Annotated in this window: 21 protein-coding genes; 12 read left to right on the plus strand and 9 right to left on the minus strand. The window is 49.5% G+C overall.

All coding sequences use genetic code 11. From position 1 onward, the window contains the following. Window positions 1-100 (plus strand): IS3 family transposase (locus tag K6123_RS22415; protein WP_221799887.1); only part of this gene is annotated, 100 nt, incomplete at its 5' end. Window positions 101-415: 315 nt separating this feature from the next. Here K6123_RS22415 and K6123_RS22420 read toward each other — a convergent pair. Both K6123_RS22420 and K6123_RS22425 read right to left on the minus strand, forming a co-directional pair. Continuing rightward, a complete protein-coding gene (locus K6123_RS22420; protein WP_221801790.1) occupies window positions 416-856 on the minus strand; it encodes a hypothetical protein in 441 nt (146 codons plus the stop codon). Window positions 857-1,100: 244 nt separating this feature from the next. Beyond that, window positions 1,101-1,778 (minus strand): arylesterase, encoded by a 678-nt coding sequence (locus K6123_RS22425; RefSeq protein ID WP_246624978.1) that lies wholly within the window; start codon window positions 1,776-1,778, stop codon window positions 1,101-1,103. Between the two features lie 725 nt (window positions 1,779-2,503). On the opposite strand from K6123_RS22425, the gene K6123_RS22430 reads away from it, so the two are divergent. Then, window positions 2,504-2,833 (plus strand): hypothetical protein, encoded by a 330-nt coding sequence (locus K6123_RS22430; RefSeq protein ID WP_221801791.1) that lies wholly within the window; start codon window positions 2,504-2,506, stop codon window positions 2,831-2,833. Window positions 2,834-3,329: 496 nt separating this feature from the next. On the opposite strand, the gene K6123_RS22435 is transcribed toward K6123_RS22430, so the two are convergent. Next, a complete protein-coding gene (locus K6123_RS22435; RefSeq protein ID WP_221801793.1) occupies window positions 3,330-3,827 on the minus strand; it encodes a hypothetical protein in 498 nt (165 codons plus the stop codon). Between the two features lie 1,200 nt (window positions 3,828-5,027). On the opposite strand from K6123_RS22435, the gene K6123_RS22440 reads away from it, so the two are divergent. Together K6123_RS22440 and K6123_RS22445 are read left to right on the plus strand one after the other, a co-directional pair. Then, window positions 5,028-5,855, plus strand: coding sequence for an HDOD domain-containing protein (locus tag K6123_RS22440; RefSeq protein WP_221801795.1), 828 nt, complete (start codon window positions 5,028-5,030; stop codon window positions 5,853-5,855). 231 nt (window positions 5,856-6,086) lie between these two features. Beyond that, window positions 6,087-7,643: an HD domain-containing phosphohydrolase gene (locus tag K6123_RS22445; RefSeq protein ID WP_221801797.1), complete on the plus strand. Its 1,557-nt coding sequence runs from the start codon at window positions 6,087-6,089 to the stop codon at window positions 7,641-7,643. Between the two features lie 77 nt (window positions 7,644-7,720). On the opposite strand, the gene K6123_RS22450 is transcribed toward K6123_RS22445, so the two are convergent. The 3 genes from K6123_RS22450 to K6123_RS22460 form a co-directional block, all read right to left on the minus strand. Beyond that, on the minus strand, window positions 7,721-9,343 hold the full coding sequence (locus K6123_RS22450; RefSeq protein WP_246624979.1) for a PAS domain-containing sensor histidine kinase: 1,623 nt from the start codon (window positions 9,341-9,343) through the stop codon (window positions 7,721-7,723). A 299-nt stretch (window positions 9,344-9,642) separates the two neighbouring features. Then, window positions 9,643-10,311, minus strand: coding sequence for a hypothetical protein (locus K6123_RS22455; RefSeq protein ID WP_221801801.1), 669 nt, complete (start codon window positions 10,309-10,311; stop codon window positions 9,643-9,645). Between the two features lie 61 nt (window positions 10,312-10,372). Further along, on the minus strand, window positions 10,373-10,681 hold the full coding sequence (locus tag K6123_RS22460) for a DUF6156 family protein (RefSeq protein ID WP_221801803.1): 309 nt from the start codon (window positions 10,679-10,681) through the stop codon (window positions 10,373-10,375). 466 nt (window positions 10,682-11,147) lie between these two features. On the opposite strand from K6123_RS22460, the gene K6123_RS22465 reads away from it, so the two are divergent. Continuing rightward, window positions 11,148-11,477, plus strand: coding sequence for a hypothetical protein (locus K6123_RS22465; RefSeq protein WP_221801805.1), 330 nt, complete (start codon window positions 11,148-11,150; stop codon window positions 11,475-11,477). Between the two features lie 5 nt (window positions 11,478-11,482). Beyond that, entirely contained in the window at window positions 11,483-12,148 is a 666-nt protein-coding gene (locus tag K6123_RS22470) for an alpha-ketoglutarate-dependent dioxygenase AlkB family protein (protein WP_221801807.1), read from the plus strand. A gap of 19 nt (window positions 12,149-12,167) precedes the next feature. On the opposite strand, the gene K6123_RS22475 is transcribed toward K6123_RS22470, so the two are convergent. Continuing rightward, window positions 12,168-12,722 carry a flavodoxin gene (locus K6123_RS22475; protein ID WP_221801808.1) on the minus strand — a complete coding sequence of 185 codons (555 nt, stop codon included), beginning with the start codon at window positions 12,720-12,722 and terminating at the stop codon, window positions 12,168-12,170. Between the two features lie 326 nt (window positions 12,723-13,048). Between K6123_RS22475 and K6123_RS22480 the strand changes: the two genes are divergently transcribed. The 3 genes from K6123_RS22480 to K6123_RS22490 all read left to right on the plus strand — a co-directional run bounded on the left by K6123_RS22480 (window position 13,049) and on the right by K6123_RS22490 (window position 16,987). Continuing rightward, window positions 13,049-14,137, plus strand: a complete 1,089-nt coding sequence (locus K6123_RS22480; protein ID WP_221801810.1) for a hypothetical protein — start codon at window positions 13,049-13,051, stop codon at window positions 14,135-14,137. A 2-nt stretch (window positions 14,138-14,139) separates the two neighbouring features. After that, window positions 14,140-15,543 (plus strand): cytochrome P450, encoded by a 1,404-nt coding sequence (locus K6123_RS22485; protein ID WP_221801812.1) that lies wholly within the window; start codon window positions 14,140-14,142, stop codon window positions 15,541-15,543. 394 nt (window positions 15,544-15,937) lie between these two features. Continuing rightward, window positions 15,938-16,987: an aminotransferase class I/II-fold pyridoxal phosphate-dependent enzyme gene (locus K6123_RS22490; protein WP_221801813.1), complete on the plus strand. Its 1,050-nt coding sequence runs from the start codon at window positions 15,938-15,940 to the stop codon at window positions 16,985-16,987. A 278-nt stretch (window positions 16,988-17,265) separates the two neighbouring features. Here K6123_RS22490 and K6123_RS22495 read toward each other — a convergent pair whose 3' ends face one another. After that, the gene (locus tag K6123_RS22495; protein WP_221801814.1) at window positions 17,266-17,859 is read right to left on the minus strand and encodes an NADPH-dependent FMN reductase; all 594 of its coding nucleotides are present in this window, start codon (window positions 17,857-17,859) and stop codon (window positions 17,266-17,268) included. A 289-nt stretch (window positions 17,860-18,148) separates the two neighbouring features. Between K6123_RS22495 and nfsA the strand changes: the two genes are divergently transcribed. Further along, a complete protein-coding gene (nfsA, locus tag K6123_RS22500) occupies window positions 18,149-18,886 on the plus strand; it encodes an oxygen-insensitive NADPH nitroreductase (protein ID WP_221801815.1) in 738 nt (245 codons plus the stop codon). Between the two features lie 100 nt (window positions 18,887-18,986). Here the strand turns inward: nfsA and K6123_RS22505 are convergent, their stop codons facing one another. Continuing rightward, window positions 18,987-19,841 carry an AraC family transcriptional regulator gene (locus tag K6123_RS22505; protein ID WP_221801816.1) on the minus strand — a complete coding sequence of 285 codons (855 nt, stop codon included), beginning with the start codon at window positions 19,839-19,841 and terminating at the stop codon, window positions 18,987-18,989. A gap of 95 nt (window positions 19,842-19,936) precedes the next feature. Between K6123_RS22505 and K6123_RS22510 the strand changes: the two genes are divergently transcribed. Both K6123_RS22510 and K6123_RS22515 read left to right on the plus strand, forming a co-directional pair. Then, window positions 19,937-21,334, plus strand: a complete 1,398-nt coding sequence (locus tag K6123_RS22510; RefSeq protein ID WP_221801817.1) for an SLC13 family permease — start codon at window positions 19,937-19,939, stop codon at window positions 21,332-21,334. A gap of 238 nt (window positions 21,335-21,572) precedes the next feature. Beyond that, on the plus strand, window positions 21,573-22,679 hold the full coding sequence (locus K6123_RS22515) for a porin (RefSeq protein WP_221801818.1): 1,107 nt from the start codon (window positions 21,573-21,575) through the stop codon (window positions 22,677-22,679). Window positions 22,680-22,863 lie beyond the last annotated feature (184 nt).

The following is a 22,863-nucleotide window of genomic DNA, read 5'->3' on the forward strand; positions in this document are numbered from 1 at the left end:
GCAGGATGTCGCGGCTTACATGAAGTACTACAACCTGGATCGACTGCACTCTACGAACGGTGATTTATCACCGGTGGAGTACGAGAAATTAGCAAATTAATGTGTCCGGTTTTGTTGACCAGAACAGAGAATATGAAGCCTGTAACTGAGGCCCTCCAGCCATTATGTAATTCCTATAGGAATTCCCGCCGTCATTACCCACCTAGTATTTGCACCAAGTTGACCTGCTGTAGTCCATTGAGTAACGACTTGTGACTAAGCTGTGAAAGGTCGAAGAAGAACGCCGCCAACGAGAATTGTTGATGTTGTGAGCTGCCCTGCAACTGTAGATAACCCATACTCGGAAGAAGATTTATCCACAACACCGTTTGTCCCCATCCAATCCCTGATACTAATGGCTCTGTCTATTCAGAATCTATTTATGATTTTTTTCATCCTCGAGCTTCAGAAAAAGATTTTTGGCAAAATTGTCAAAATCTAATATCCCTACATAAAAGTTTATCAGAGAATTGCCATTTTTATATCTGATGTGAGCCAGAGTCTGTTGGTTCCATATTATAATGTTTTCTTCGTTTGATAGGAATTCCATTTTACCTGACATGAAAGGCGACCAGATTACCATCTCCCATATAAAATCATACTTCCAGTTCTCTGACGCTATTAAGCATGAAAGATTGTCTCTTTCGCCTCTTTTGATTGCTGTTTCTAGTTCTTTTATAAAGTTTTTTCTGTTTTCCTGAGTGTTTATTAGATAGTGTATTGGTATTTTTGTTATGACGACATGTGTATCATCTTTTATATAAGTGTGTGTGGTTGTGTTAGCTTTAAAATCACCATTTTCCATTCCTTCTGTCAAGTATAGTTCTGAGTTTTCAGGGGTTTTTATTTTGTATATTTATTGAGTTTTCTCTTTTAATGAGAGGTTGTAATTGGTGGCTACGGTTTTGTGTAGGTTTGATGGTGCGGCTTTATATTCTTCGCATGTTATCCAAAGAGTTTTGTTTGATAATGTTGCGAACATTATTATGATTGCTAAATTCATTTTAGAGTGACCGCGTAGTGACGGGGAAATGAAAAAGACTGCCAATAATAAATACCTTCTACAGCGCACCATTGTCGCGTAGCAGCTCGGCGATGCCTTCGGCCAATTTTTGGTATCCTGCTTCGTTAAAGTGTACCGCATCCGATTTCATCGACGGTGATCGGATCAGTCCGGCAACTAGGTCTTCTTCAAGCACCAGTTCATATTGTTCTGCCAGTTCCTTGTAGAATGGGGCCGAGTCCGATAACAGGCGTTTGCGTGGTATGCCAAGCAAGACAACCGGAATGTCGCGCGCCTGAATGATTTCGATCATCTGTGCCAGATTAGCGCGAGTTTCGGAAACCGGGTAATTACGCAGAATATCGTTGCCGCCTTCCATCAAAATCACCAGTTTTGGTTGCCAGCGATCCAGGGTTTCCGGTAGCCGCAGTAAACCTTCTGCGGTGGTTTCTCCGCTGACGCCTTCTCCTGCCACTGGTATATCAATGATGTGTTGCAGCACAGCGGGGTAACTGGATGACGGATGGACGCCTTTGCCTTCCGTGAGGCTGTCACCAAAGGCGAGGATACGATCGGTTGCTGTCAGCTTCGGCAGTGCTGGTTCGCTGCATCCTGTTAACAGTAGAACGGCAGTGAGTAATACGGCGTGCATTAACCGGCCAGGCTGCAGAGTGGGCGCCAGGATCTGGAAAATTCGACGGTTTTTCAAACGAGTGATAGAGAAGAATAGGGGCATTGTGGTTCCGGCGGCAGATTCAGGGTTCAGAGAATAACGGATGCATCGCTGTTAAACAGGATGGGGATCAAAAATTCTGTGTCTCTGCTATCTGACTTGGCTGGCCAGGCCAGTAAACCGGTTTCGCGATGAGATCTATTAACCGCTAAAAGTTCATGCGATCCAGCACGCGCAGATCGGGAATATGAAGCTGCGCGCTGGGCTGTTAAATATGCTGGTAGTGCAACAAACAGGATGCAACAAACAGGACATCCACGTTTAGATCCACGTTTAGATCAGTATACTCATGTAATATACCCGCCGCGGAATTTGCTCGATTGTTAACATTAGTCGGGCCGCTGTGTTTATGCCTAGGTAGAAGGCTGCATGGCGGCTTTGAGCTGATATTGTCGCTGCGGGGGAGGCAGAAAAACAGGACATCCACTTTTGGATCTGGGTGGGTGTCCATGATATCCCAAGTCAGTATATGTTGGGCGGTGTGGACGGAGAGTATTTGACTTGACTTTTGCCGGAGAAGCTATCAATGGGGCTGATGGTTATGTTGCTGGAATTACGGTCTCTGCAGGCCTTGATGTAAGTGGAGCAGGTATAATTTCTTCCTCGGTTGGGTACACTTCTACAAAGACTTTTTCTTGGTTTAACTTTGCAACGGAAGACAGATGATAGTTCTTTTATTTTTTGCTTTGATGTTTGTATTCATCTGTCTTAGATCAAGGAAGGTAGGTTTGAATAAAGAACTGAAACTGACTTCTGTGGTTGGAATTGTTTTTCTTTTTGTACTTTTGATAGATGTTGTAAAATTTGAAGGTGTTAAAAATAAAGAGGTTCTATTGGCTGAGGGTGTGGTAAATAAGTTTTACACATCCAGTACGTATGACGATATAACGTTGGATACTGGGCGGTATTTTTTTTACCGAAGTCGATATGGCTGTGTCAAAGGTCGTGAATCTATCGATACTGGAAATTATGTGAAGCTTGAGTTCGTTGATACTGGAGAGCAATTCGTTACTTTTCATAAGCGTTGGCCTGTGTATTGTTTATTGAGTATTGAATGATTCGGTATTTTCAACATAGTTGTCCGATAAATCATTAATCAGGCCCCATCTCAACGGCCTGTATTTCTTCGTTTGGTAGGTCCTCCTACCATACCCCATCGATTAGAGAGTAAGTTAGGAGTTGTACGAACCGGTGCTCATGATGTAACAGTGACATAGGTAGTTCTATTACTAAGAGTTCAAAAGGCGCTGCTTTCCTAAAAAAGAGATGTCGCTTGAATATCGGGCTACTGAATAAAAAATAGGTATCCAGACGTTTGAATCGACGTCTTTAAACCCAGAATCGGCGATTACTGGAAATAGTCAATCCTGATTTTCAGAGGCTACTTTGTGAGGTCTATACTAATGGCTCTGTCTATTCAGAATCTATTTTTGAATTTTTTCATCCTCAAGTTCCAGGAAAAGATTTTGTGCAAAAGTATCGAAATCTAATGACCCATTGTAGTAGTTTATTAGAATATTTCCAAATTTGTATGTTATATGGTATAGAGTCTGCTTATTCCATAGTATGATGTTTTCTGTGTTGGATAATATGTTTAAGTTTCCAGCTATTAATTGACTCCATATTTGAATCTCCCATATGAAAGAGTATTTCCAGAAGTCTGATTTCTCTGAGCATAGGGCTGTTTTCTGAATGTTTTTTTGTAATGGCTTTTGTTAATTTTTCAATGAAAATTTTACTTTCGACCGGCTTTTCGAAAATGTAATAGGTTGGGGTTTCGGTTATAACTATAGATGCTCCGTTTCTTCTATATATAGATGAGTTTTTGAGTTTTTCAAATTCACCATTTTTCATGTCTGTTGGGATGTAGAAGATTAAACCGTCGGGAGTACTTTGCTTTTCAATTTTTTTTAATTTTCCTGGTGGTGGAAAAAGCTGAGGTATTACTCTGGTTTTATGTGAGTACATCGGCATGGCGTTGTACTCTTCGCATGTTATAGAAAAAGAGTTGCTCGATAAAATCATGAGGAAAATAATAGTTGATAACTTCATATTTTAGTAGCCTTGTAGTGTGGGGAACTATTTTAAAGACGCTGCGAATTCTATCCCTAGTGATTTTATGAAATACCGATGAGATTGCGTTCCGAATAAATGTCCGTGGCAGGTGATCTCAATATCTTTTTGGGGTACTTTTACTGAACATGGTAAAAATACAGCGATCGAATCATTTCCAATGTCAATATAATCTTTTGACTCCTTGATGAATACAAGGTTTGTGTTTAGCCAGTTTCCATTTTTATCCTTGTATAAAAATCTTTTATTCGTCTGTTTTGATACAGGAGTTTTTCTGAATTCCTTTTGATGGCAAGAGTAATTCGACTCTAATGTTATCCAGATCTGTTTTCTTTGAAACTTAAAAATTATCAGATTGAAAGTCAGAATTGATGCTATGGTTCCCATAAGTATAAATGTCATTTGGGTATGCTCCACCTATAGGGATTATTTAGGTGGGTATAATAACAATATAGACTAAGAAAGAAAGCCGAAGACTAATCGTTTTGCTGATAAATGTGGCCTTGACAGACCTCGTCTGCTGAATAGGAAGTTGCCGGCTACTTCAGGAGTAGCTCAACGAATCCTGAGAAAAGTCCCGGGTTTGTAGGTAAATAGTTGTTGATGCAGCAGGCTGGGTCGGCTGGAGGGCAGGCTTGATTTTGTTTTGTCGGGCTAAATTTCAAATCAGGGTGATTATGTTAGCTATAGAAAATACAAAAAATGTTGCATAAAAAGTAATAATGGAGATTCGTAATCTTATGAAGTTTTTTGATTCACGAAGCGGTGCCAGGGAGTCTAGCGTTTGGGGGGATACGAAAGAGTGTTGAACTTTTAGCCAGGTTATATAGAAATTGTTTTTACATTTTTCTTCGTTGGCTAAATTTATTGAAAAATACAGACCTGATAAAATATAGACCAAGCAAATTGTCGTAAGAATTATAGGCATTTTATTACCAGTATTAGAATCCAGTTTCCCTTCAGGGCTTGATAATATGTCCTCAGACTAACATGCAACGCCTCCGAGCACTAACACAGACTAGGTTGCTGAGTTGTCATGATACATGGCACATCGTTTGTACTGAGAGTGCTCTGAATCGGGGATGATCTTGCCATAGTCATCAAATTTCTGCTCTGGATTAGCCAGACCAGCATCCTGACCTATGCTGAAGTAAGCCAATCAAAACAGGGTGAATAACAATGAGCATGGCCACCATTTTTGCGGAATCCCGCCAACTTCCCCATATCCCCAAAGTCGTGCAGGAACTGATCGAAAGCTTCCGCGATGAAGATGTCGACGTTGATGAAATCAGCCGTAAGGTTGCGCTGGATCAGTCGTTGACGGCCAAGGTTTTGCGTATGGCAAACTCAGCCCATTATGGCGTTTCGCGGACCATCTCGAACCCGCATGACGCCATTATGATGCTTGGTTTTAGCAACCTGCGCACTATGGTGTTGGCATCTGGTGTTACCGGTGCCTTCAAGGTGCCGGCGGGTTTTGATCAGAAAAAATTCTGGCGTGATGCCTTTGCCATCGGTGCTCTTGCTGGCTGGGTTGCGAAATATGTACCTGGCTGCGACAAGGAAACTGCCTTTACCTGTGGCATGTTGCATTCGATTGGCAGCTTGCTGATTCGTGTTGTTCTGCCAGACGATACCCGACGGGTTGATGAGGCGGAGAGTATTGGTAGCAAACGTCATCTACTGGAGTACGGTCAGCTTGGGTATTCCTATGCTGATGTTGGTTCTGAACTGGCTAAACGCTGGAAATTCCCCGCGGAGATGCAGCAGGCGATTCTGGAACAAAATAACGCTGGCGACGGTAAGAGCTATTCGAAGCTGGCGGGAGTGCTGTATCTGGCGAAGTATCTAAAACAGGCGGAAGACGAACATCAGGATGAAAAACAGATCAAGGATGGGTTTCCGATTGACGTTGCCAACGCCCTTGGCATGAATCTGATCAAGGCTGCCGACGACCTTAAATCACTCAATCAGCTGCAATCGGGACTTGACGGACTGCTCGAGTAAGCTGCTTTCCGCAGCCTGTTTCACTATGCAGGCTGCGGTACATCTCTTTGTTTATACACATCAATACAGGAGGGTTAACCAGGCTGGCTGCAAGGATGTATGTGCCATTCCTTGATCCCGTTGTACACGATTGGTGTTGGAATTTTCATGCTGGCTGAGTGGAAAGTGACCAAGCCCTAAACTATTGTTTTGGGAGTACCGGTTGTTCTTGTCCCTGTTCAGGTAAGTTCTATGCCCAACCCGCTGTTCTCAAAAAAGTCGGCTCCTCAAGCACCTGCGTCTCATGTGTTTGAAGGTCGCTTGTCGGAAGCTTTGGCACCCTGGAAAGTCGCCCTGATTGATGACGAAGACGATGTTATTTCTATCTCTGAAATGGTGTTGAAACGTGTTCAGGTTGATAGCCGTCCGTTGGTGTTTCTAAAAGCGAAATCGGCTGAGGAGGCAAAAGCGCTGTTTGAAGAGCACTCAGATATCGCGCTGGCGTTGGTCGATGTGGTGATGGAAGACGATCACGCCGGTCTTGATCTGGTGAAGTGGATCCGGGAAAGCCACAAAAACACGGCCACGCGGCTGGTGTTACGCACCGGACAGCCGGGCGAGGCGCCGGAAGAAGATGTGATACGCAACTACGACATCAACGACTACAAGAACAAGGCTGAACTGAATTCTACACGTCTTAAAACCACGATTTATTCGGCTATACGCTCTTATCGCGATATTCGGGAAGTCGAACAAGGGCATAAAGGGCTTGAAGATGTTGTAACGGCAACATCCAGAGTGCTGCAGGCGTCGAATAGTCAATTGTTTTGTACGCAGGTTTTAGCCGAAGTTAAAAGCCTGTTGTTACAGGATACGATTTCATTTTATCTCCATTATCAGACTGTCAATGCGCTTGGAAGTCAGGAGCAGGTGTTGCTTTCAGATGATGGTCATGGTTATTGCAGCAGTAACAGTCTCGAGAGCGATATCTTTCCCGATAATATTCGTCAATTGGTCGACCAGACGTTTAGCGATAAAAAGAATATCGAACAGGAAGGTTTGTTCTGCAATTTTACTCCTCTATCCCAGAGCAGTGAGATTGTTACCATAGTGAGCTATGCGGCACCGGTTTCGCAGCTTGCTCTTCGCCTGTTGAATGTCATGCTGACCAAGATTTCGATTATTTTTGAAAGCCTGACGCGCCGGGAGGATATTGAACGCACTCAGCAAGAGTTGATGTATATCCTGGGAGAGGCGATAGAGAAACGCAGTAAAGAGACAGGCTCTCATGTCCGCCGGGTGTCGTTGATCAGTGAGTTTCTGTCACGGCAACTGGGTCTGGATGAGCATTTTGTACAGCTTATCAAGCACGCAACGCCGATGCATGATATCGGTAAGATTGCGATCCCGGAGAGCATTCTTCACAAGCCCGGAAAACTGGATCCGGACGAATGGACGGAAATGCAAACACACGCACAGATGGGGTACGACCTGCTGTGTAATTCCCGACGAGCATTGCCACAAATAGGAGCGAGAATCGCGCTCTATCACCACGAAAAATGGGATGGTTCCGGTTATCCAGCAGGGTTGAAGGGAGAAGAGATACCGGTCGAAGGTCGCATCATGGCGATTGCCGACGTGATCGATGCGTTGGCAGCACGTCGCTGCTACAAGGAACCGTGGCCGCCAGAACGGATTTTGCAGCTGCTACAAGAGGAGCGTGGCTGCCACTTCGACCCACAAATCTGTGACCTGGCCATCGAGCATTTCGATGTGATTATGGCGCTGAGGGATCAATTCCCGGATTAGAAAATCAGTTGCGGGTGGGCCCCTATTCGCTCGCCCGTGATCTTGACCCGCTTTTACAGCAAGCTTGCCCCAGTTATTCACGAAAGGCGTTCTTTCACTTTGAAAGTGATTACAAATTCAACGCCTTGTCCTTCCTCGCTGTGACAGTAAATTGAACCTCCAAGGGTATTTTGCACGATGTTGTAGGTTACATTCAGCCCTAGCCCCGTGCCGCCATTTGCACGGTTGGTGGTAAAAAACGGGTCAAATATCCTTGGCAAATTGGTTTGGCTGATCCCTTTGCCGTCATCCTTGTAGGTTAACAAAAAGGTATTGGATCCTTGATCTTCAATGCTGATATCAATATTACCGAAGTTACTGTCACAGAAACCGTGATTGATTGAATTCATAATCAAATTGGTGATCACCTGAGAAATGCGCCCGGGGTTTGTCACAACGTTAAAGCCAGGCTGACAATTAATACTGACTTTTGCATTTGCCTTGCGTATCACGGATCCCAGTGAAAATACAATTTCTTCAAGATAGCCCTTAAGATTAATCATTCGGTCTTCTTCACTGGTTTGGTCAACCGCAATTTGTTTGAAGCCCCTGATCAGATGCGCAGTTCGATCCAGATTTTTGTTAATGATTAAAGCAAGTTCATCAGCGCTGTTGAGATATTCCTCAAACAAGGCTTCATCCAGTTCACCGTTCTGGTAACGTTTTCGTATGGCGTTCGTTTCTTCAATAAACTGGGTTATACCGACCAATCCTACGCCAACCGGGGTATTAATTTCGTGAGCGATACCTGCGACCAGGGAGCCGAGACTGGCCATTTTTTCTGACTCGACCAGCTTCTCCTGGGTTTGTTTCAGGTGATCGATCATTTGCTCCAGATTGTTATTGGATTCATCCAGTTTGGTGTTTCGTTCATGCAACTGAAATTCGAATTCTTTTTTCTCTGAAATATCCCGAATCACTGCGTAAATGGAGTCGACTCCATTAAGGGTGACCTTGGCAATAATGACTTCAGTCCAGAACAGGCTGCCATCAACTCTTTTATGTAGCCATTCGAATCGGACACTACCGTCGGTAAACGATTGTTTTATCAGCTGCTGGGCAATTTCTTTTGAAGGACGACCATCTGCCTGAAATTCAGGAGAGATATCTCGGGGATGAATACCAATAACCTGGTCCTTGCTGGTATAGCCGAACATTTTCAGAAAGGCTTTATTGCAATCGATGTATTTTTCACCATCGAATAAAGATAGCCCGTCCATCGATTCGTTGAACAGGGTTTCAAAGGTTTCCTTTTGCTCAGCGAGTTTTATCTCAAGGTCTTTTTTCTCACTAATGTCGCGCCAGTTGGAGTGAACGACCACCTCACCAGACAGAATCATTTTGGTGATAATGACTTCAGCCCAGAACTCTTCCCCGGTTGATGTGACAAAAATCCATTCAAATCGAACACTGCCTTCTTCATAGCATTGATTGATGTATTCCATGCCTTTTTCAGCAGAAGTACTGCCATCAAACTGATATTCGGGAGAGAAATCAAATGGTGTCTGGCCGATAAATTGTTCTTTTCTTTGCAATTTGACCAGATCCAGCATGGATTGGTTGCAGTCAACAAATATACCGTCCTTGAAGATTGCCAGGCCGTCTTTGGAATCCCGGAAAACAGTCTCAAAGCCTTGCTCCAGTTCATTAAATTTAATCATTTTCAACCACGCTTGATCTTGATGCTGATAGCTTGAGCCGGGAGCTTTGCTGTTTCCGAATTTCAGGTTTATGGCTGTCGGAGTAGCGGAATTGGCTCTATGTATCTAACAACTCTAGACTAAATTGGCGGTTCTGCGGCTAGGCCTGGATGTTGGTCACGACATCACTGCAATAGTGACTGAGTGATCCAATCCGGGAGGGGTGGCTGTGGTTAGCATGACAGGGTCAGGCCAAAGCTGGCCATTCAAAGCAAGAGGGGCCGTCGCTCGCTGACAACCCCTATATCCGTATTGATTCTTCAGGCCTCAGCCATTTCTGCCATGGATATTTGTTCAGCAACACTATCCAGACAGCTATCGATCATAGCGAGATAGGGCGCAATTGCTCCAATGCAGGAGTTATATAAATCAAAAGCCGCTTCGGGGTCTTTTTTCTGCAAGTCTTTTACTTCCACTAGTATCTGCGCCAGAAATTTGAAGACAGTATCCATGCTCATGGCCAGCCAGATATCGTTATCAATCCATTTATCGATCAGGTCATGCAGGCGTTCAAACGCTGCCTTGATTGGTGGGTAGCTGGTTTTGGTTTCCTTGCGTTTGCGGAATTGCAGGTATTTTTCAAAGGTAAATTCGGCGTTCACTCGGGATATGCTGTGGGTGGCCTGATAATTTTCTTCGAATTGCTGACTGGCGGCCGCGAACTGTTCATTAAAGGTGGCAAGCTGCAGGCACTGGGTCAGCGGTGTCATCAGGTCGAGGAAGGCCTGGTAGCTGTTGAATATGTCGCCAAGCAAGCTGTCGTATTCCGCCCGGAAATCGGCTGACGGAATTTCGTGACAGATGATGCGGTTGACAGCAACCAGCTCCGCCAGGGTTGAGCTGATGGTTGCTGTTTCCTTGATGACCTTGAATTCCTTGCCCATGACAATTTCCTCGGTAGTGACTGCTAACTGCAATGGTAATTGCAAGAGTCAGTCCAGATTCCCTGAAGGGCCCGGGTTTGGCTGTTATGGGCAAGGAGACGGAAAATCAGTCGTCGAGGTCTTCCTGGCGAGTAATCTGGCCGTCCGGGCTGAACCACAGTTTTTTGATTTCGTCGTCGGCGTTTTTGATTTCGGCGGTGAGCAGATTGTCGTTTTCGTCATATTCATATTGATGTGACAGCTCAATGCTGCCGTATACCAGCTGCTGCACCAGAGTCAGACGGCCCTTATTGTCGAAATTGGCACCAAAATAGGTATTACGATTGTCGATTTCGTCGTTACCTAATGGATTTACCATTTTTAACGGCAGTTTGGGGCTGCTGTAACTCAGAAAATAACGGTCATATGGCGTCATACGGGGTGTTCCTTTGTCTGTGCTCGTTGTTTTTTGGTGTTGTTTCTTCAATGTCGTACAGCCAGTGTCGGCTTGTTTACAAATATTCAGCCCGTTACTTATAAAATCCCCATAGATGGGGGTATTTATTTAATCCTGCACGGCTCTGCGCGAGTGTTGCCGGTGCTCAGAGCAAGGCGGCGAATGCAGCGAAATGACCAGTCCTTTTCAAATTCGCCAACACCGCTCTGGGCAGTGGCAACCCGCGCCCTGCGGGGGCTGCCAGATGGTCCAGACTCGGTGTCGCCGGTTTTTGACGTAACCCCTGTCTTTTTCGGAGAGGGCCCGCAAACCGGCTTCGGGATTCGAGACCACCTAGCAGCCCAGAGCGAGCACCGGATTAGATAGATGCCCCCAACCAGTGGCTTGATGGCTGGCTCAGCCTTTGCAGTTTCCATATCACCACTCATAAAAAGGGGATAGGCATATGGCAGCAGTATTCAAGGTGTCACCGGACGAACAGGGTCTCTTTCAATTTGAATATTTCAATGGCAAGGGCGAACGTCTGATGGTCAGTCAGGTGTTTGCCGATCAGGCTGCAACAGACCAGGCGATTCAGGAAGTCCGTGTTGGTTCCATGATGAGCCAGTTCATTTCCAAGGGCCAAACCCCGGAAGGCAGCTTCTTTTTTACCATCGCCAACCAGAGCGGCCAGACTCTGGTCAAAAGCATTCCGTTCGAGAACGAAATGCAGTTCAACAACGCTTTGCACCAGGTTCGCGACGGTGCCTGTATTGCTTCCATCGCTTACGACTGATCGTAGTGACCGCTGCACTTCAGCCAACAGTCGCCGGCAGGGTTCTGGCCTTGCCGGGCAGGCCGCTGGACAGTTGCCGGTTATTACACTGGTTTCCAGGGTTACTGACGGCCACCGAGGCTGAGCAGTGTTTCCAGCAGTTGTTGCATCAGCACGACTGGCCCGCCAGCGACTACGAAGTCTTTGGCCGATGTTTTCGCTTGCCGCGTCAGCAGACCTGGCATGCTGATCCGGGCATTGTTTACAGCTATCACAACAACCTGTTGGTGACCCGGCCTTGGTCGCCGCTGTTGCTGGGTTTGCGTCACCAGGTTGAAGCGGCAACCGGTCTGGTTTTCAACTCGGTGCTGGTCAACCTCTATCGCACTGGCCAGGAATACGTTGGCTGGCACAGTGATGATGATCCTGAAATGGGCGCGGACCCGGTTATTGCGTCGTTGTCGCTGGGGGCGGCGCGGCCTTTTTCATTTCGTCCTCTGGTTGCCGGGACTACCGGGAGTGTCGACACCGATGCTGAGGTGCCTGCTGACAGCCTGTTGCTGGAAGCCGGTGACCTGTTGTTGATGGCACCGGATTTTCAGCATCACTGGCAGCACGCGGTGTTGCCTTGTGAGCACTCCAGCGAGCGGATCAATCTGACCTTTCGGTATGTCTATCCACCTCAGGTCTAGATCGTTTGCAGCCGCTGATTCAGGCTTCGACGGCCAGTTTTTCCATTAACAGGGGTTTTACCTGAGCGGCCCAGGCGGCAAGACGTTCGTCGGTGTACATGCCCTGGGTGCGCTGGTCGATCACCAGACCAACAAAACGGCCGTCCTGTACAGACGCTGAGTGCTCAAAGGTGTAGCCATCCAGTGGCCAGTCGCCAATCATTTCAGCCCCCAGACCTTCAAAAACCTTGTAGAGCGCAATCAGTGAGCTGGCAAAACGTTCGGAATAGCGCTCCTGGGCACCCAGTCCAAACATGGCGATACGCTTGCCAGACAGATCCGGGGAGCCAAACTGGACCAGAAACTCTTCCCAGTTGCGCTCCAGACAGCCGGCACTGAGGCCTGGTATGTCGCCTTCGCCATAGCTTGGGGTACCGAGCACCAGAGCGTCATATTGCAGCAACTCTTCTGGCTGGATGCGATTGACGTTGACCGGCTTGTCGGCAATATCAGCTCCCAGCAGTTTGTGCAGCTTCTTGGCGACCAGCCGGGTGGTGCCGGTTTCCGTACCGAAAAACATTCCGATCTTGTTCATCTAGTCCCCTTTAAATCGCTGCTCTGTCGCCAGGATCTCTGTCGCCGATACGACAAAGCCTTGCCCGAATAATCGGCTTGTCGTGGTTAATCCGACAAAATCACCGTTTTGAGTGGCTTAAAGCCATGCTCTTAATGCGGTTATTGCAATGGCTGTTCCAGCAACGGATCGGATAGGGAGGGTGGAGGCCAGGGTCTGCAGACTGTGTTGATCTATTGCAAGCAACAGACTGTTTGGCCCGCGATTAAAATTCCGTATGATCAGGCAACAATCGCCGGGTGTGTCTATATTTCCGGCATCAATCCGGGATGCAGGGAAATTATCGAATGCCAGTAAAAAAGCGCCGTTTGTTTTATGTCCATGGTTTTGATCCTCGTGGCGCTGCCCATTACACCTCTTTATTCCGTGGTCAGGCACAAAAGCAGCTGGCAGCGGAGTCTGTGAATTATCAGCTGGAAGCCAGTGATCCGATCGATGGCCAGTTTGATATTCGCTTTACTGAAAATGGCCAGACCACGGAAACCCGTTATCAGTATCTCGACTGGACCGGGGTCGTGAAGGAGTATCTGGGCATTTCGTTGTTTGGCTTTCTGAAGGAAACCCTGCAATCCGCTCGCTGGTACTGGCGGGAGGAATTCCGTAAACCGTGCAAAAAAATTGCTCCAACCACCTATATGGCTTTTTGGTTGGGATACCTGGGCGTATTTATACCGGCGCTGGTGATGCTGTTGACGTTGCTGTTGGGGGCGTTGCAGTTGATCGATTGGCCGGTTGTCGCGGTTGTGGCCGTGTTGGTTGTGTTGGGTTATGGCTATTTGATCAAGCGTTTCAACCTGACCTGGCTGGTACGGTCGTTCAATCTGAATTATGACATTGGCGAGCATCCCGAAAAGTTTATGCCGTATATCCGCAAGATGGCGGATGAGGTTGAAGCTGCGCTGGTTAACGATGATTCTGACGAGGTACTGATCGTCTGCCACTGTTTTGGCACTTCGATGGTCAATATGCTGCTGGCGGAACTGGCTAACCGCGGCCGTCTGCAACGACCTCTATCGGTATTAACGCTGGCGCAGGTTTGCCCGGCACTGGTCTGGACCACTCCCTGGTACCAGCAGTGCGTTAAGGACAGCCAGAAGCTGCAGTTAACCCACCTGGACTTTTCATCACCAGCCGATGGTATGTGTATCCCGTTTTATCAGCTCTACTCTGATGCAGATCATGTGGTCAGCGAAGCTCGTACGCCACGATTCCACAAAATGTTCAGTGATCGCAAATATCGCAGGATTATCAGCAAGAACAAGCTGCGGGTGCATTTCCAGTATTTGCTGGCCAGTGACAACCCGGTGTATTTCGACTTTTTCCGTATTACGGCTGGGCCTAACAGCTTGTTGGAAGTTATTCAGGACAAAAAATAATTATGACTGCCCCTGAGCAAAAGGATAGTTACACGCCGCCATTCCCGGACCCGCGGGTTAATCGACCAAATTTGTTGCAACGTTTCTGGGCCAGCCGCAAGTCCTGGCTGAATGTGTTTTTCACCAAAAGTTATCGTATGAAGAGTGGCCGGTTTCGGGTGCCGGGTAAAACCTATTTTGTGGTGAATGAGGCGCAGGACGTCAGGGCGATTTTGAATGACAAGGCATCGGCCTATCCGAAGGGACGGGTGTTACAACAGATGCTGAAGCTGCTGTTGAATGACGGTTTTTTTGTCAGTAACGGTGACACCTGGAAGCGTCAGCGCAGCATGATGGAACAGGCTCTGACGCAGGCACATATCCGCAAGGCTTTTCCGCAAATGGTGTCGGCGGTTGAGCAGCTGTTACAACGTCTGGATAAGCGATCTGCGGGGAATGCAGCGGTCAATATCAGTGAAGAAATGGCCCATGTGACGGCGGATATCATCTTCCGAACCATTTTCAGCAAACCTTTGACGGCCGAACAATCGTCTGAGGTATTTAATGCCTTTGCCAAATATCAGGGGCGTATTGCCCGTCTGGTGCCACTGTTTTATGTGGGTGCCAAACCGGAGTGGTTCTATTGGTTGGTGGGTAAACCAGCCAATGCCATTCGCTCTGTGATTCAGCAAAGTTGCCAGCAGCGTTTTGACCATTTTCACGCTACGGGTGAAGATCCTTACGACGATATTCTCAATGGCATCATTACCGCCCAGGATGAAAGCGGTACCCATTTCACCATGGAAGAAATTATCGACCAGATCGGCGTGTTGTTTCTGGCAGGCCACGAAACCTCGGCAACAACATTGTCTTGGGTGTTTTTTATTCTTTCCCGCTGTCCGCATTTTCAGCAGCAGATCCGCGCTGAAATGCGCGATGTCATGGCGGAAACGGGTGCAGACAAGCTGGATTTCAGCCATATTCGTAAGCTCAAACAGTGTAGTAATGTCTTCCGGGAAACCCTGAGACTGTATCCGCCGGTGGGTGGATTTATTCGTGAGTCCAAATGCCCGGTGAAATTCCGTGACAAGCAGATCAAACCTGGCGATTCGGTGTTTGTGATTCCCTGGTTGTTGCATCGACGCGAAGACAAGTGGCCGCAAACCCATGAATTTCACCCGGAGCGTTTCTCTTGCCCGGAGCAGCAGGAAGTGATTCGGGATTATTATTATCCTTTCAGTGCCGGTGAGCGAGTCTGCATCGGTGCTGGTTTTGCCAATCAGGAAGCCATTCTGATTCTGGCATCCGTAGTCAGCCGATTCGAAATCCTGCCTGCGGATGGCCCGGAACCACAACCGGTTGGCCATCTCACCATCAAACCGGACCGCAATGTTGTGCTGCACTTGCGTAATCTGACTGAATCCTGACCCCGGCTCGTCTGCTGGTTGTCCTGAACTGGTTGTCCTGAACTGGTTGTCCTGAACTGGTTGTCCTGAACTGGTTGTCCTGAACTGGTTGTCCTGAACTGGTTGTTCTCAACGGGTTGTTCTCAACGGGTTGTTCTCAACGGGTTGCTCTCAACAGGTAGGGCAACCAGCCCTGACCCATCCGGCCACAGATTTGCCATTTGGCGCAGATAAATCGGGCGGATGAACAAAATGTCAGGAACAAATCTGCCATCTTCTGGTTGCCTGGCTGTTTTCGTGAACTTTCAAACAGTTTCATGACCGGGCATGAGGTAAAAGCTCATCCCATTGATAGTTCTCTGCTCGTCGTAGCAGATTTGCCAGAAATCCTTGTCCCCAGAGAGGCCGCCAGCTTATGTCGTTTTTTAGTCACGGCGGTGACGTTGCTACTGCCGCCCAGCTAACAGGAATCCCGCTTGAACAGTGGCTCGACCTGTCGCGTGCAACCAATCCGGAACCTTATCCTTTTGCGATGCCGGAGCTGTCCAGTTTTACGGCGGTCAGTCGACCACAAGCGGAAGTGCTGGCGGTGGCGCGTGAATATTACGGCCAGGCGGATGTGCGTTTGATCACGGGCACCAACTCACTCTATCGGCAGCTGCCCTTGTATCTGCCGGATGGCCCCTTGCTGGTGCCGTCACAAGGCTACGGCTCAGGGGCCCGATTCTGGCAGCAGGGTGGACGCGAGGTGCGTTATTACCCGTCGCTGGAGCCGGGTGCCATGGTGCGTTTTATCGAAGACACGCTGGCCGACAACCCTTGTCAGCATTTGCTGGTGCTGAATCCTAACGACGTAACCGGTGTGCAAATGACGGCTTCAGTGCTAAGGGACTGGGCCGGGCGGCTGGCTGATGGTTATCAGCTGATCGTTGATGAAGTCATGCTGGAGCATGCGCCGGAAACCTCGATTCTGGAGGCCGGGCTGTTGCCAGATAATCTGGTGGTACTGCGTTCATTGAGTGCTTTTTTTGGCTTGCCCGGGCTGCGGGTCGCGGTGGCGCTGTTCGGCCAGCAAAGCGGCAGGATTCTGGCAAATGCCATCGACGAATATGCCGTGAATATTCCGGCCCAGCGCATTGCCTGTGAAGCCTGGGCAGATTCCCATTGGCAAGTCACGACCCGTACGCACTTGTGGCAATTGATCAGCAAGTTACATCGCTGTTTGTCGCCACTGATGCAGGATGGTCGGCTGCTGTCGCGCAATGGCCTGTTTATCAGTTATTTATTGCCTCTGGAACGGGCTGAACAGGTGTATCAGGCGCTGGCTGCCCAAGGCATCATGTTGATGCCCACTCCAATCGATAACAGCCAGGCCATTTTGCGGGCAGGCCTGCTGGCAGCTACCGACGCAGCCAACTGGGAGCGTTTGCAGAAAGCCGTGGATCAGGTGATAGCCATCGCCTGATTCCAATCCCATTAAAAACAGGCTCAAATCGTAATACTGTTCATTTAGCAAATCCACGTCATCCCGGACGCGAAGCAGATCCGGGATCCATAGGGCGGTGAATGATCCCATCGCCGCATGGATTCCAGCCTGCGCGGCCCGGAGTTCGCAAGCTCGTCTGGAAAGACGTTATTTTCAGCGTTTTTTGTTAACGGACTGGCATTACCTCTTTTCTCCTGTTTTTGCCATGTATTAACGGCCTCGAACGCAAAAACCAACAGCCTGTCAGAGCGCGGATATCAGGACATGCCGTTGCCGAATTCGGCTTGAGCGGCAACCAGTTTGCTGCGAATGGGTTTCAGCGCTGTGGCGTAGTCGAGCAGCTGTTCGACGGCAAAACGGGTGCGTTTGCTGAGGTATTCTTCACCACTGGCACTGCCTTCTTCTTTCCACAAATCGCCCACACCACGCAGGATCAGGTGCTCAGGCGTAAATACCAGCCGGGTATTCTTGTAGCCACTGCTGCGGACTTCAGCAATCACAAAAGCACCACCAACAGCGGCCGAAATACCAACCAGGAGTACCGGTTTGTGGGCCATCTGTTGCTGGGCTCCACACCACAGCAGCAGGTTTTTCAGACCGGCCGGAGCCATGCCGTGCCACTCAGGAATCACAAAAATCAGTGCGTCGGCCTGATCGATGGTTTGCAGCGTTTTGCTGACGTTGTCTGTTGCTGCGGTGACGCCATCCCACATCGGCAGGGCGTCGGCGTACAGGTCGATAATATCGGCGTTACCTTGCAGGAACTCGTCTTTCAGCACCTGTGATACTCGCAGGCTTTGGGAGTCAGGGCGGTGAGCGGTAGAAACAATGGCGGTGCGAATATCAGACATGGGCTTTTCCATTTCAGCGAGGGGAGAGCAGCCGCTATTTTAAGCTTCTGGCGCTGGCTGTCTGGATGGCTGGCTGCAACGCAGCGTTCGGATAATCACCGGAACCAGCGGTCGTAACGGTAGTCGGGCAGTGGATCTGCTGGTGCGACAAGCTGGCTGGTTGTACTGGCAGGTCTATGTCTTGCAAAATGCTGCCATTAAATGGCCGTAGTTTGGTCTGCTTGCCTGGCTGTCTGGTTTGCCGCAGTTGAGGTGTTTATTCAATATTTTGTTTTGGGCTGGAGAGTTTATGAACCCGACCATCGAATTGCTGAAGTCCCACCGTTCCATTCGCAAGTTTACTGACCAGCCCATTGATCCGGCTTTGTTGGAAGAGCTGATCGTGGCCGGGCAGGCGGCTTCCAGTGGCAATAACGTTCAGGCCTATACCGTTATCCGTATCGACGACCCTGAACTGCGCGCGCAAATTCAACCATTGGCGGGTAACCAGCCTTATATCACCAGCTGTGCCGAGTTTCTGGTGTTTTGTGCCGATATGAAACGCAATACCGAAGCCACTGCTCGCGCTGGTGCCGAACCTGTGATGGGGATGATGGAACAGCTGCTGGTGGCGTCGATTGATACTGCCTTGATGGCGCAGAATTTTGCGGTGGCGGCAGAGTCCGTTGGTTTAGGCGTGTGTTACATCGGTGGTATCCGTAACAACCCCGCAGCTGTGACTGAGTTGCTGAAACTGCCGCAACATGTCTATCCGGTATTTGGTATGTGCGTGGGTTACCCGGATCAGAATTCGGAAGTGAAGCCACGTCTGCCGGTGGCGGCGGTATTGCAAACCAATGTTTATGATGACTCCCGTGACGTTGAACTGGTTGGCCAGTATGACGATGCCATGCGTGCGTATTATCTGGCGCGCACCGGTGGTAACAAGGAATCCACCTGGTCAGAAGAGCTGAAACCGATGTTTGCGGGCAAGCTGCGTCCGCACATGAAGGACTTCCTGTTCAAGCAGGGCTTTGAGGCCAAATAATCATCAAATCCCGGTCCCGGCATGCCGGGACCTTGCGCCAACTTCGATCCTGTTCCGACGTGCGTAGGGGCAAGGCATGCCTTGCCATTGCGGGCGCAGGTCAGCCCGCAAAGCTTTGCGGCGGCTGACCAAACACCTTGCGAAACGCGGCGATAAAGGCACTGCTGCTGGAATATCCCAGCGACAGCGCAATCGCCGCGCTGCTTTCTCCATCCCCCAGCCGTTGCACGGCTTCCAATAATTTCAGTCGACTTCGCCACTGGCGGAAGCTCATGCCGGTTTCGTTCTGAAACAACCGTTCGAGCGTGCGTGGGCTGGCGCCGACTTCAGACGCCAGTTCGGGCAGGTTGCGCATGTCCGATGGGTCCCGGCTGATCAGTGCCATTACGGCTTGCAATCTTCGGTCTTGCCCGGCGGGCAAGTGCATCGGACTGGTGTCCAGGCTGCCCAGTTCATCCAGTACCACGTCAATCAGACGCCGATCCTTACAGTCGGGTTTTAACAAATCCCGGCTGGTGAGGCGGATAATCATTTCCCGCAGCAAGGGAGTGACGGCCATAACCTGGCACTGGTCCGGTAGCCGGTCGGCGACTGACGGGTCAATAAACAGGTAACGAATGGAAGCCGGGCTGACCACCAGAATTTCATGTTCAACATGGCAGGCGATCCATACCGCATGGCTGGAGGGCACGATCCAGCTACCGGTTTCGGTGATCACTTTCAGCACGCCGCTGGCAGCCCAGGCCAGCTGCCCTCTGGGATGATGGTGGCGGCTGCGTACCGAGCCAGACTCCAGTTGTTCGGCCAGATACAGCAGTGGGCAGTCCGTATCAATACGGTTGCCCATCATGCGTCCCATGCCGCCTTCCGGGCGTAACTCCGGGTGCAGCAGTGAGCCGTCCGGCAAGGTAGTGTGCTGATGCCAGTGCAAACCTGGCGGAATCTCTATATCCATTGTCAGCCTGTCGCGAGATGACCTGCTTCCAGCCTGCCACAATAGCCACTATTACAAAAGTGTTGGTTGTCTCTGAGAAAAAGGGGTGGATCTCTGTGGCCTTGGTTAAAAATCCCAAGTATCTGTTTCTGGTTGTCATGCTGGCTTGCTGTGCATCGGTACTGGCCTTTCCGCTGGCGGACTTATCAGCTTCGCAGAACCATGCGCTGGCGCTGGTGCTGTTGATTGTGCCCTTGTGGTCGACCGGGGCGATCCCGGAGTTTCTGACCGCACTGATCTTTTTCCTGATTGCGATTCTGTCTGGCCTGACCAGTCCGGCGGAAGCCTTTTCGGGGTTCTCCTCCACCGCGTTGTGGCTGATTTTTGCCGGTTCTGTGATGGGCATGGGCATCAAGGGCACTGGTCTGGGAGACCGGCTGGCCGTGGTGCTGCAAAAAGTGCTGGCGGGCAGTTATCAGAGGCTGATTGTGGGCCTGGTGATCGGTGGCCTGTTGTTGGGTTTCCTGATGCCATCGTCGATGGGGCGATTGGTGATGATGTTGCCGATTGTACTGGCACTGGCTGAGCGACTCGGTTTTCAGCCAGGCTCGGCAGGCCGCTCGGGTATCGTGATGGCGATCTCTATTGGCTGTCATATCCCGACGGTTTCAATTCTGCCTGCCAATATCCCGAACATGGTTTTGAGTGGTGCCGCAGATGCCCAGTATGGCATCCAGCTTGGTTTTACTGATTATCTGATTCTGCACTTTCCGGTACTGGGATTGCTGAAAGCCTTGCTGCTGATTGCGATTATCCTGTGGGCTTATCCGGCCCGGGAATCCAACCATATTCTGGCGCAGGCGGTGCGCCCTGAGGGCAAACTGATGCCATCGCTTAGCCGTCCGCAGCTACATATGAGTTTGGTGTTGCTGGTTGCACTGGCACTCTGGTTGACCGACGGCTGGCATGGTGTGAATCCGGCCTGGGTGGGGCTGGCAGCGGCCGTCTTTATGATGATGCCAGGGGTGAATCTGGTGAATCCGCACAAGTTTTCGATGGATGTCACCATGCTGCTGTTTATCGCCGGGATTCTGGGGGTGGGTGCCATGGTCAACAGCTCGGGGCTGGGTTCCTGGCTGGCGCAGCAGTTGGAGCAGGCGTTTCCGATGTCGGAGGGCAACAACTTTGGTAACTATATGTCGTTGTCGGCGATTGCCTTTCTGGCAACCTTGCCAACCACCCAGGCGGGTGCTCCGGCGATGCTGGCCCCCATGGCCCAGCATTTTGCTGAAACGTCAGGCTTTCCCTTGTTAACAGTGTTGATGACCCAGGTGCTGGGCTACTCCAGCATTATGTTTCCGTACCAGTCTGGTCCGCTGCTGATGGCGATGCATCTGAGTGGTGAGTCAGCTGGTCGGGTGCTGAAAGTATTGTTCCCTTTATCATTTATTACCCTGCTGGTGCTGGTGCCGCTGGATTATCTCTGGTGGGACCTGTTAGGAATGTTTGAATGACAGTTGAAGCAGGACTTACATTGCAAAAATATTGCTTTGAAGTTTCACTTTAATGTCATGAATGTTACCTTGCGCGCGCTTGTTGGCCGACGATCAGCGCGCGTTCTTTTGATTATATGTTCCTGAATTCGTGTTGATGGTCTGGCAGCTGATTAATTAATGGCTGCTGACTGGTTCCGGTATGAGCCGGAATGGTGGGCAGTGTTTGGCTCGACCTTTTGACCTGTGGATTCAGCTAATGAACACTTCAATCAAGAAACTGTCTTTTTGCGTCGCTGCTATGGGAATGGCGTACAATGCCCAAGCGTTAAATGCTGACGACGTAACCCTGACTATCTACGGCAAGATGCATGCTTCCGTGAGCTACATGGATTCCGACATCAGCTCTGCTCAGGCAGATAACGACAGCGCCCTGTCTGATGGCGATATCAGCGTTTCTTCCAACTCTTCCCGTCTGGGTTTCAAGGGTGAAGCCAAAACCGGTCGTGATGATCTGGTCGCTATTTACCAGATCGAACAAGCGATCAACCTGGATGGCAACCAGGACGGCGATACCTTTACCAACCGTAACAGCTTCCTGGGTCTGAAAGGTCTGCAAGATGGCAAGACCCTCTGGACTGTGAAACTGGGTTACTACGATACGCTGGGCAAATCTGCCGCCGGTCTGACCATGCTGGGTGACACCGTTGGCGACAAGCGCGCCATCATTGGCTCCGGCGCGCTGTCTGGTAACAAGGCAGACAAGCGTGTTGCCAACATGCTGCTGGGCGAATACTTCATCGCCACTGATGCTGGCAAACTGACACTGGCAGGCCAGTACTCTGCCCAGGCTGGCAACAGCAAGGGTACTGTTGACGACAACGCTGAAGAATTCTCCGCTGTTGGTGTTAATTTCGCTGGTAAAGGCTATGAAGTTCGTGCCGCTCACGATTTCTGGAAAAACGGCTCTGCTGCCAACCTGCACGTGACCCGTGTTTCCGGTCTGGTCAAGCAAGGTGACTGGTCTGGTGTGGTGCTGGCCGAAAACATGCGTGGCAGCGGCGACCTGAACCGCAAGGCATGGGGCGCTCAGCTGGGTTACCAGCTCAACGACGTTAAACTGATTGGTTCCGTATTCCAGGCGGGTGACTACAAAAACAGCAGCAACACTGGCGCGGTACAGACTGCTGTTGGCGCTGAGTACAAGCTGACTGGATCACTGATGGCCTATGCGGTTTACACCCAGACTGATAACGATGCCAATGCCAAATACCAAGGTGTCGATGCTGGCATGGGTGACGAGCTGAAAACTGTCACCGGTGGCTCTCCACGTGCACTGTCGTCCGGTATGGTGCTGAAGTTCTGATTTATTCAGGATTTGTCTGAAAGCAAAAGCCCGGTTTGATACCGGGCTTTTTGTTGCTCGACCATCCACAATGTGTACAGGATGAGCTTGAACGAATGGTATGTATGCTGAGCCGTACTGCCCAGCGATTTCCATTTATGCCAAGGCATGTCTTGCATTACGTGTGTCATGAAAATGAACGAGG

This window comes from Oceanobacter mangrovi (assembly GCF_019740315.1).
GTDB classification, from domain to species: domain Bacteria; phylum Pseudomonadota; class Gammaproteobacteria; order Pseudomonadales; family Oceanobacteraceae; genus Oceanobacter; species Oceanobacter mangrovi.

What these genes read in the sequence shown, in the direction of transcription:
- K6123_RS22425 (WP_246624978.1), bottom strand. Translation starts at nt 1,778, where the DNA reads ATGCCCCTATTCTTCTCTATCACTCGTTTGAAAAACCGTCGAATTTTC.
- K6123_RS22435 (WP_221801793.1), bottom strand. Translation starts at nt 3,827, where the DNA reads ATGAAGTTATCAACTATTATTTTCCTCATGATTTTATCGAGCAACTCT.
- K6123_RS22440 (WP_221801795.1), top strand. Translation starts at nt 5,028, where the DNA reads ATGAGCATGGCCACCATTTTTGCGGAATCCCGCCAACTTCCCCATATC.
- K6123_RS22445 (WP_221801797.1), top strand. Translation starts at nt 6,087, where the DNA reads ATGCCCAACCCGCTGTTCTCAAAAAAGTCGGCTCCTCAAGCACCTGCG.
- K6123_RS22450 (WP_246624979.1), bottom strand. Translation starts at nt 9,343, where the DNA reads ATGATTAAATTTAATGAACTGGAGCAAGGCTTTGAGACTGTTTTCCGG.
- K6123_RS22460 (WP_221801803.1), bottom strand. Translation starts at nt 10,681, where the DNA reads ATGACGCCATATGACCGTTATTTTCTGAGTTACAGCAGCCCCAAACTG.
- K6123_RS22465 (WP_221801805.1), top strand. Translation starts at nt 11,148, where the DNA reads ATGGCAGCAGTATTCAAGGTGTCACCGGACGAACAGGGTCTCTTTCAA.
- K6123_RS22475 (WP_221801808.1), bottom strand. Translation starts at nt 12,722, where the DNA reads ATGAACAAGATCGGAATGTTTTTCGGTACGGAAACCGGCACCACCCGG.
- K6123_RS22480 (WP_221801810.1), top strand. Translation starts at nt 13,049, where the DNA reads ATGCCAGTAAAAAAGCGCCGTTTGTTTTATGTCCATGGTTTTGATCCT.
- K6123_RS22485 (WP_221801812.1), top strand. Translation starts at nt 14,140, where the DNA reads ATGACTGCCCCTGAGCAAAAGGATAGTTACACGCCGCCATTCCCGGAC.
- K6123_RS22490 (WP_221801813.1), top strand. Translation starts at nt 15,938, where the DNA reads ATGTCGTTTTTTAGTCACGGCGGTGACGTTGCTACTGCCGCCCAGCTA.
- K6123_RS22495 (WP_221801814.1), bottom strand. Translation starts at nt 17,859, where the DNA reads ATGTCTGATATTCGCACCGCCATTGTTTCTACCGCTCACCGCCCTGAC.
- nfsA (WP_221801815.1), top strand. Translation starts at nt 18,149, where the DNA reads ATGAACCCGACCATCGAATTGCTGAAGTCCCACCGTTCCATTCGCAAG.
- K6123_RS22505 (WP_221801816.1), bottom strand. Translation starts at nt 19,841, where the DNA reads ATGGATATAGAGATTCCGCCAGGTTTGCACTGGCATCAGCACACTACC.
- K6123_RS22515 (WP_221801818.1), top strand. Translation starts at nt 21,573, where the DNA reads ATGAACACTTCAATCAAGAAACTGTCTTTTTGCGTCGCTGCTATGGGA.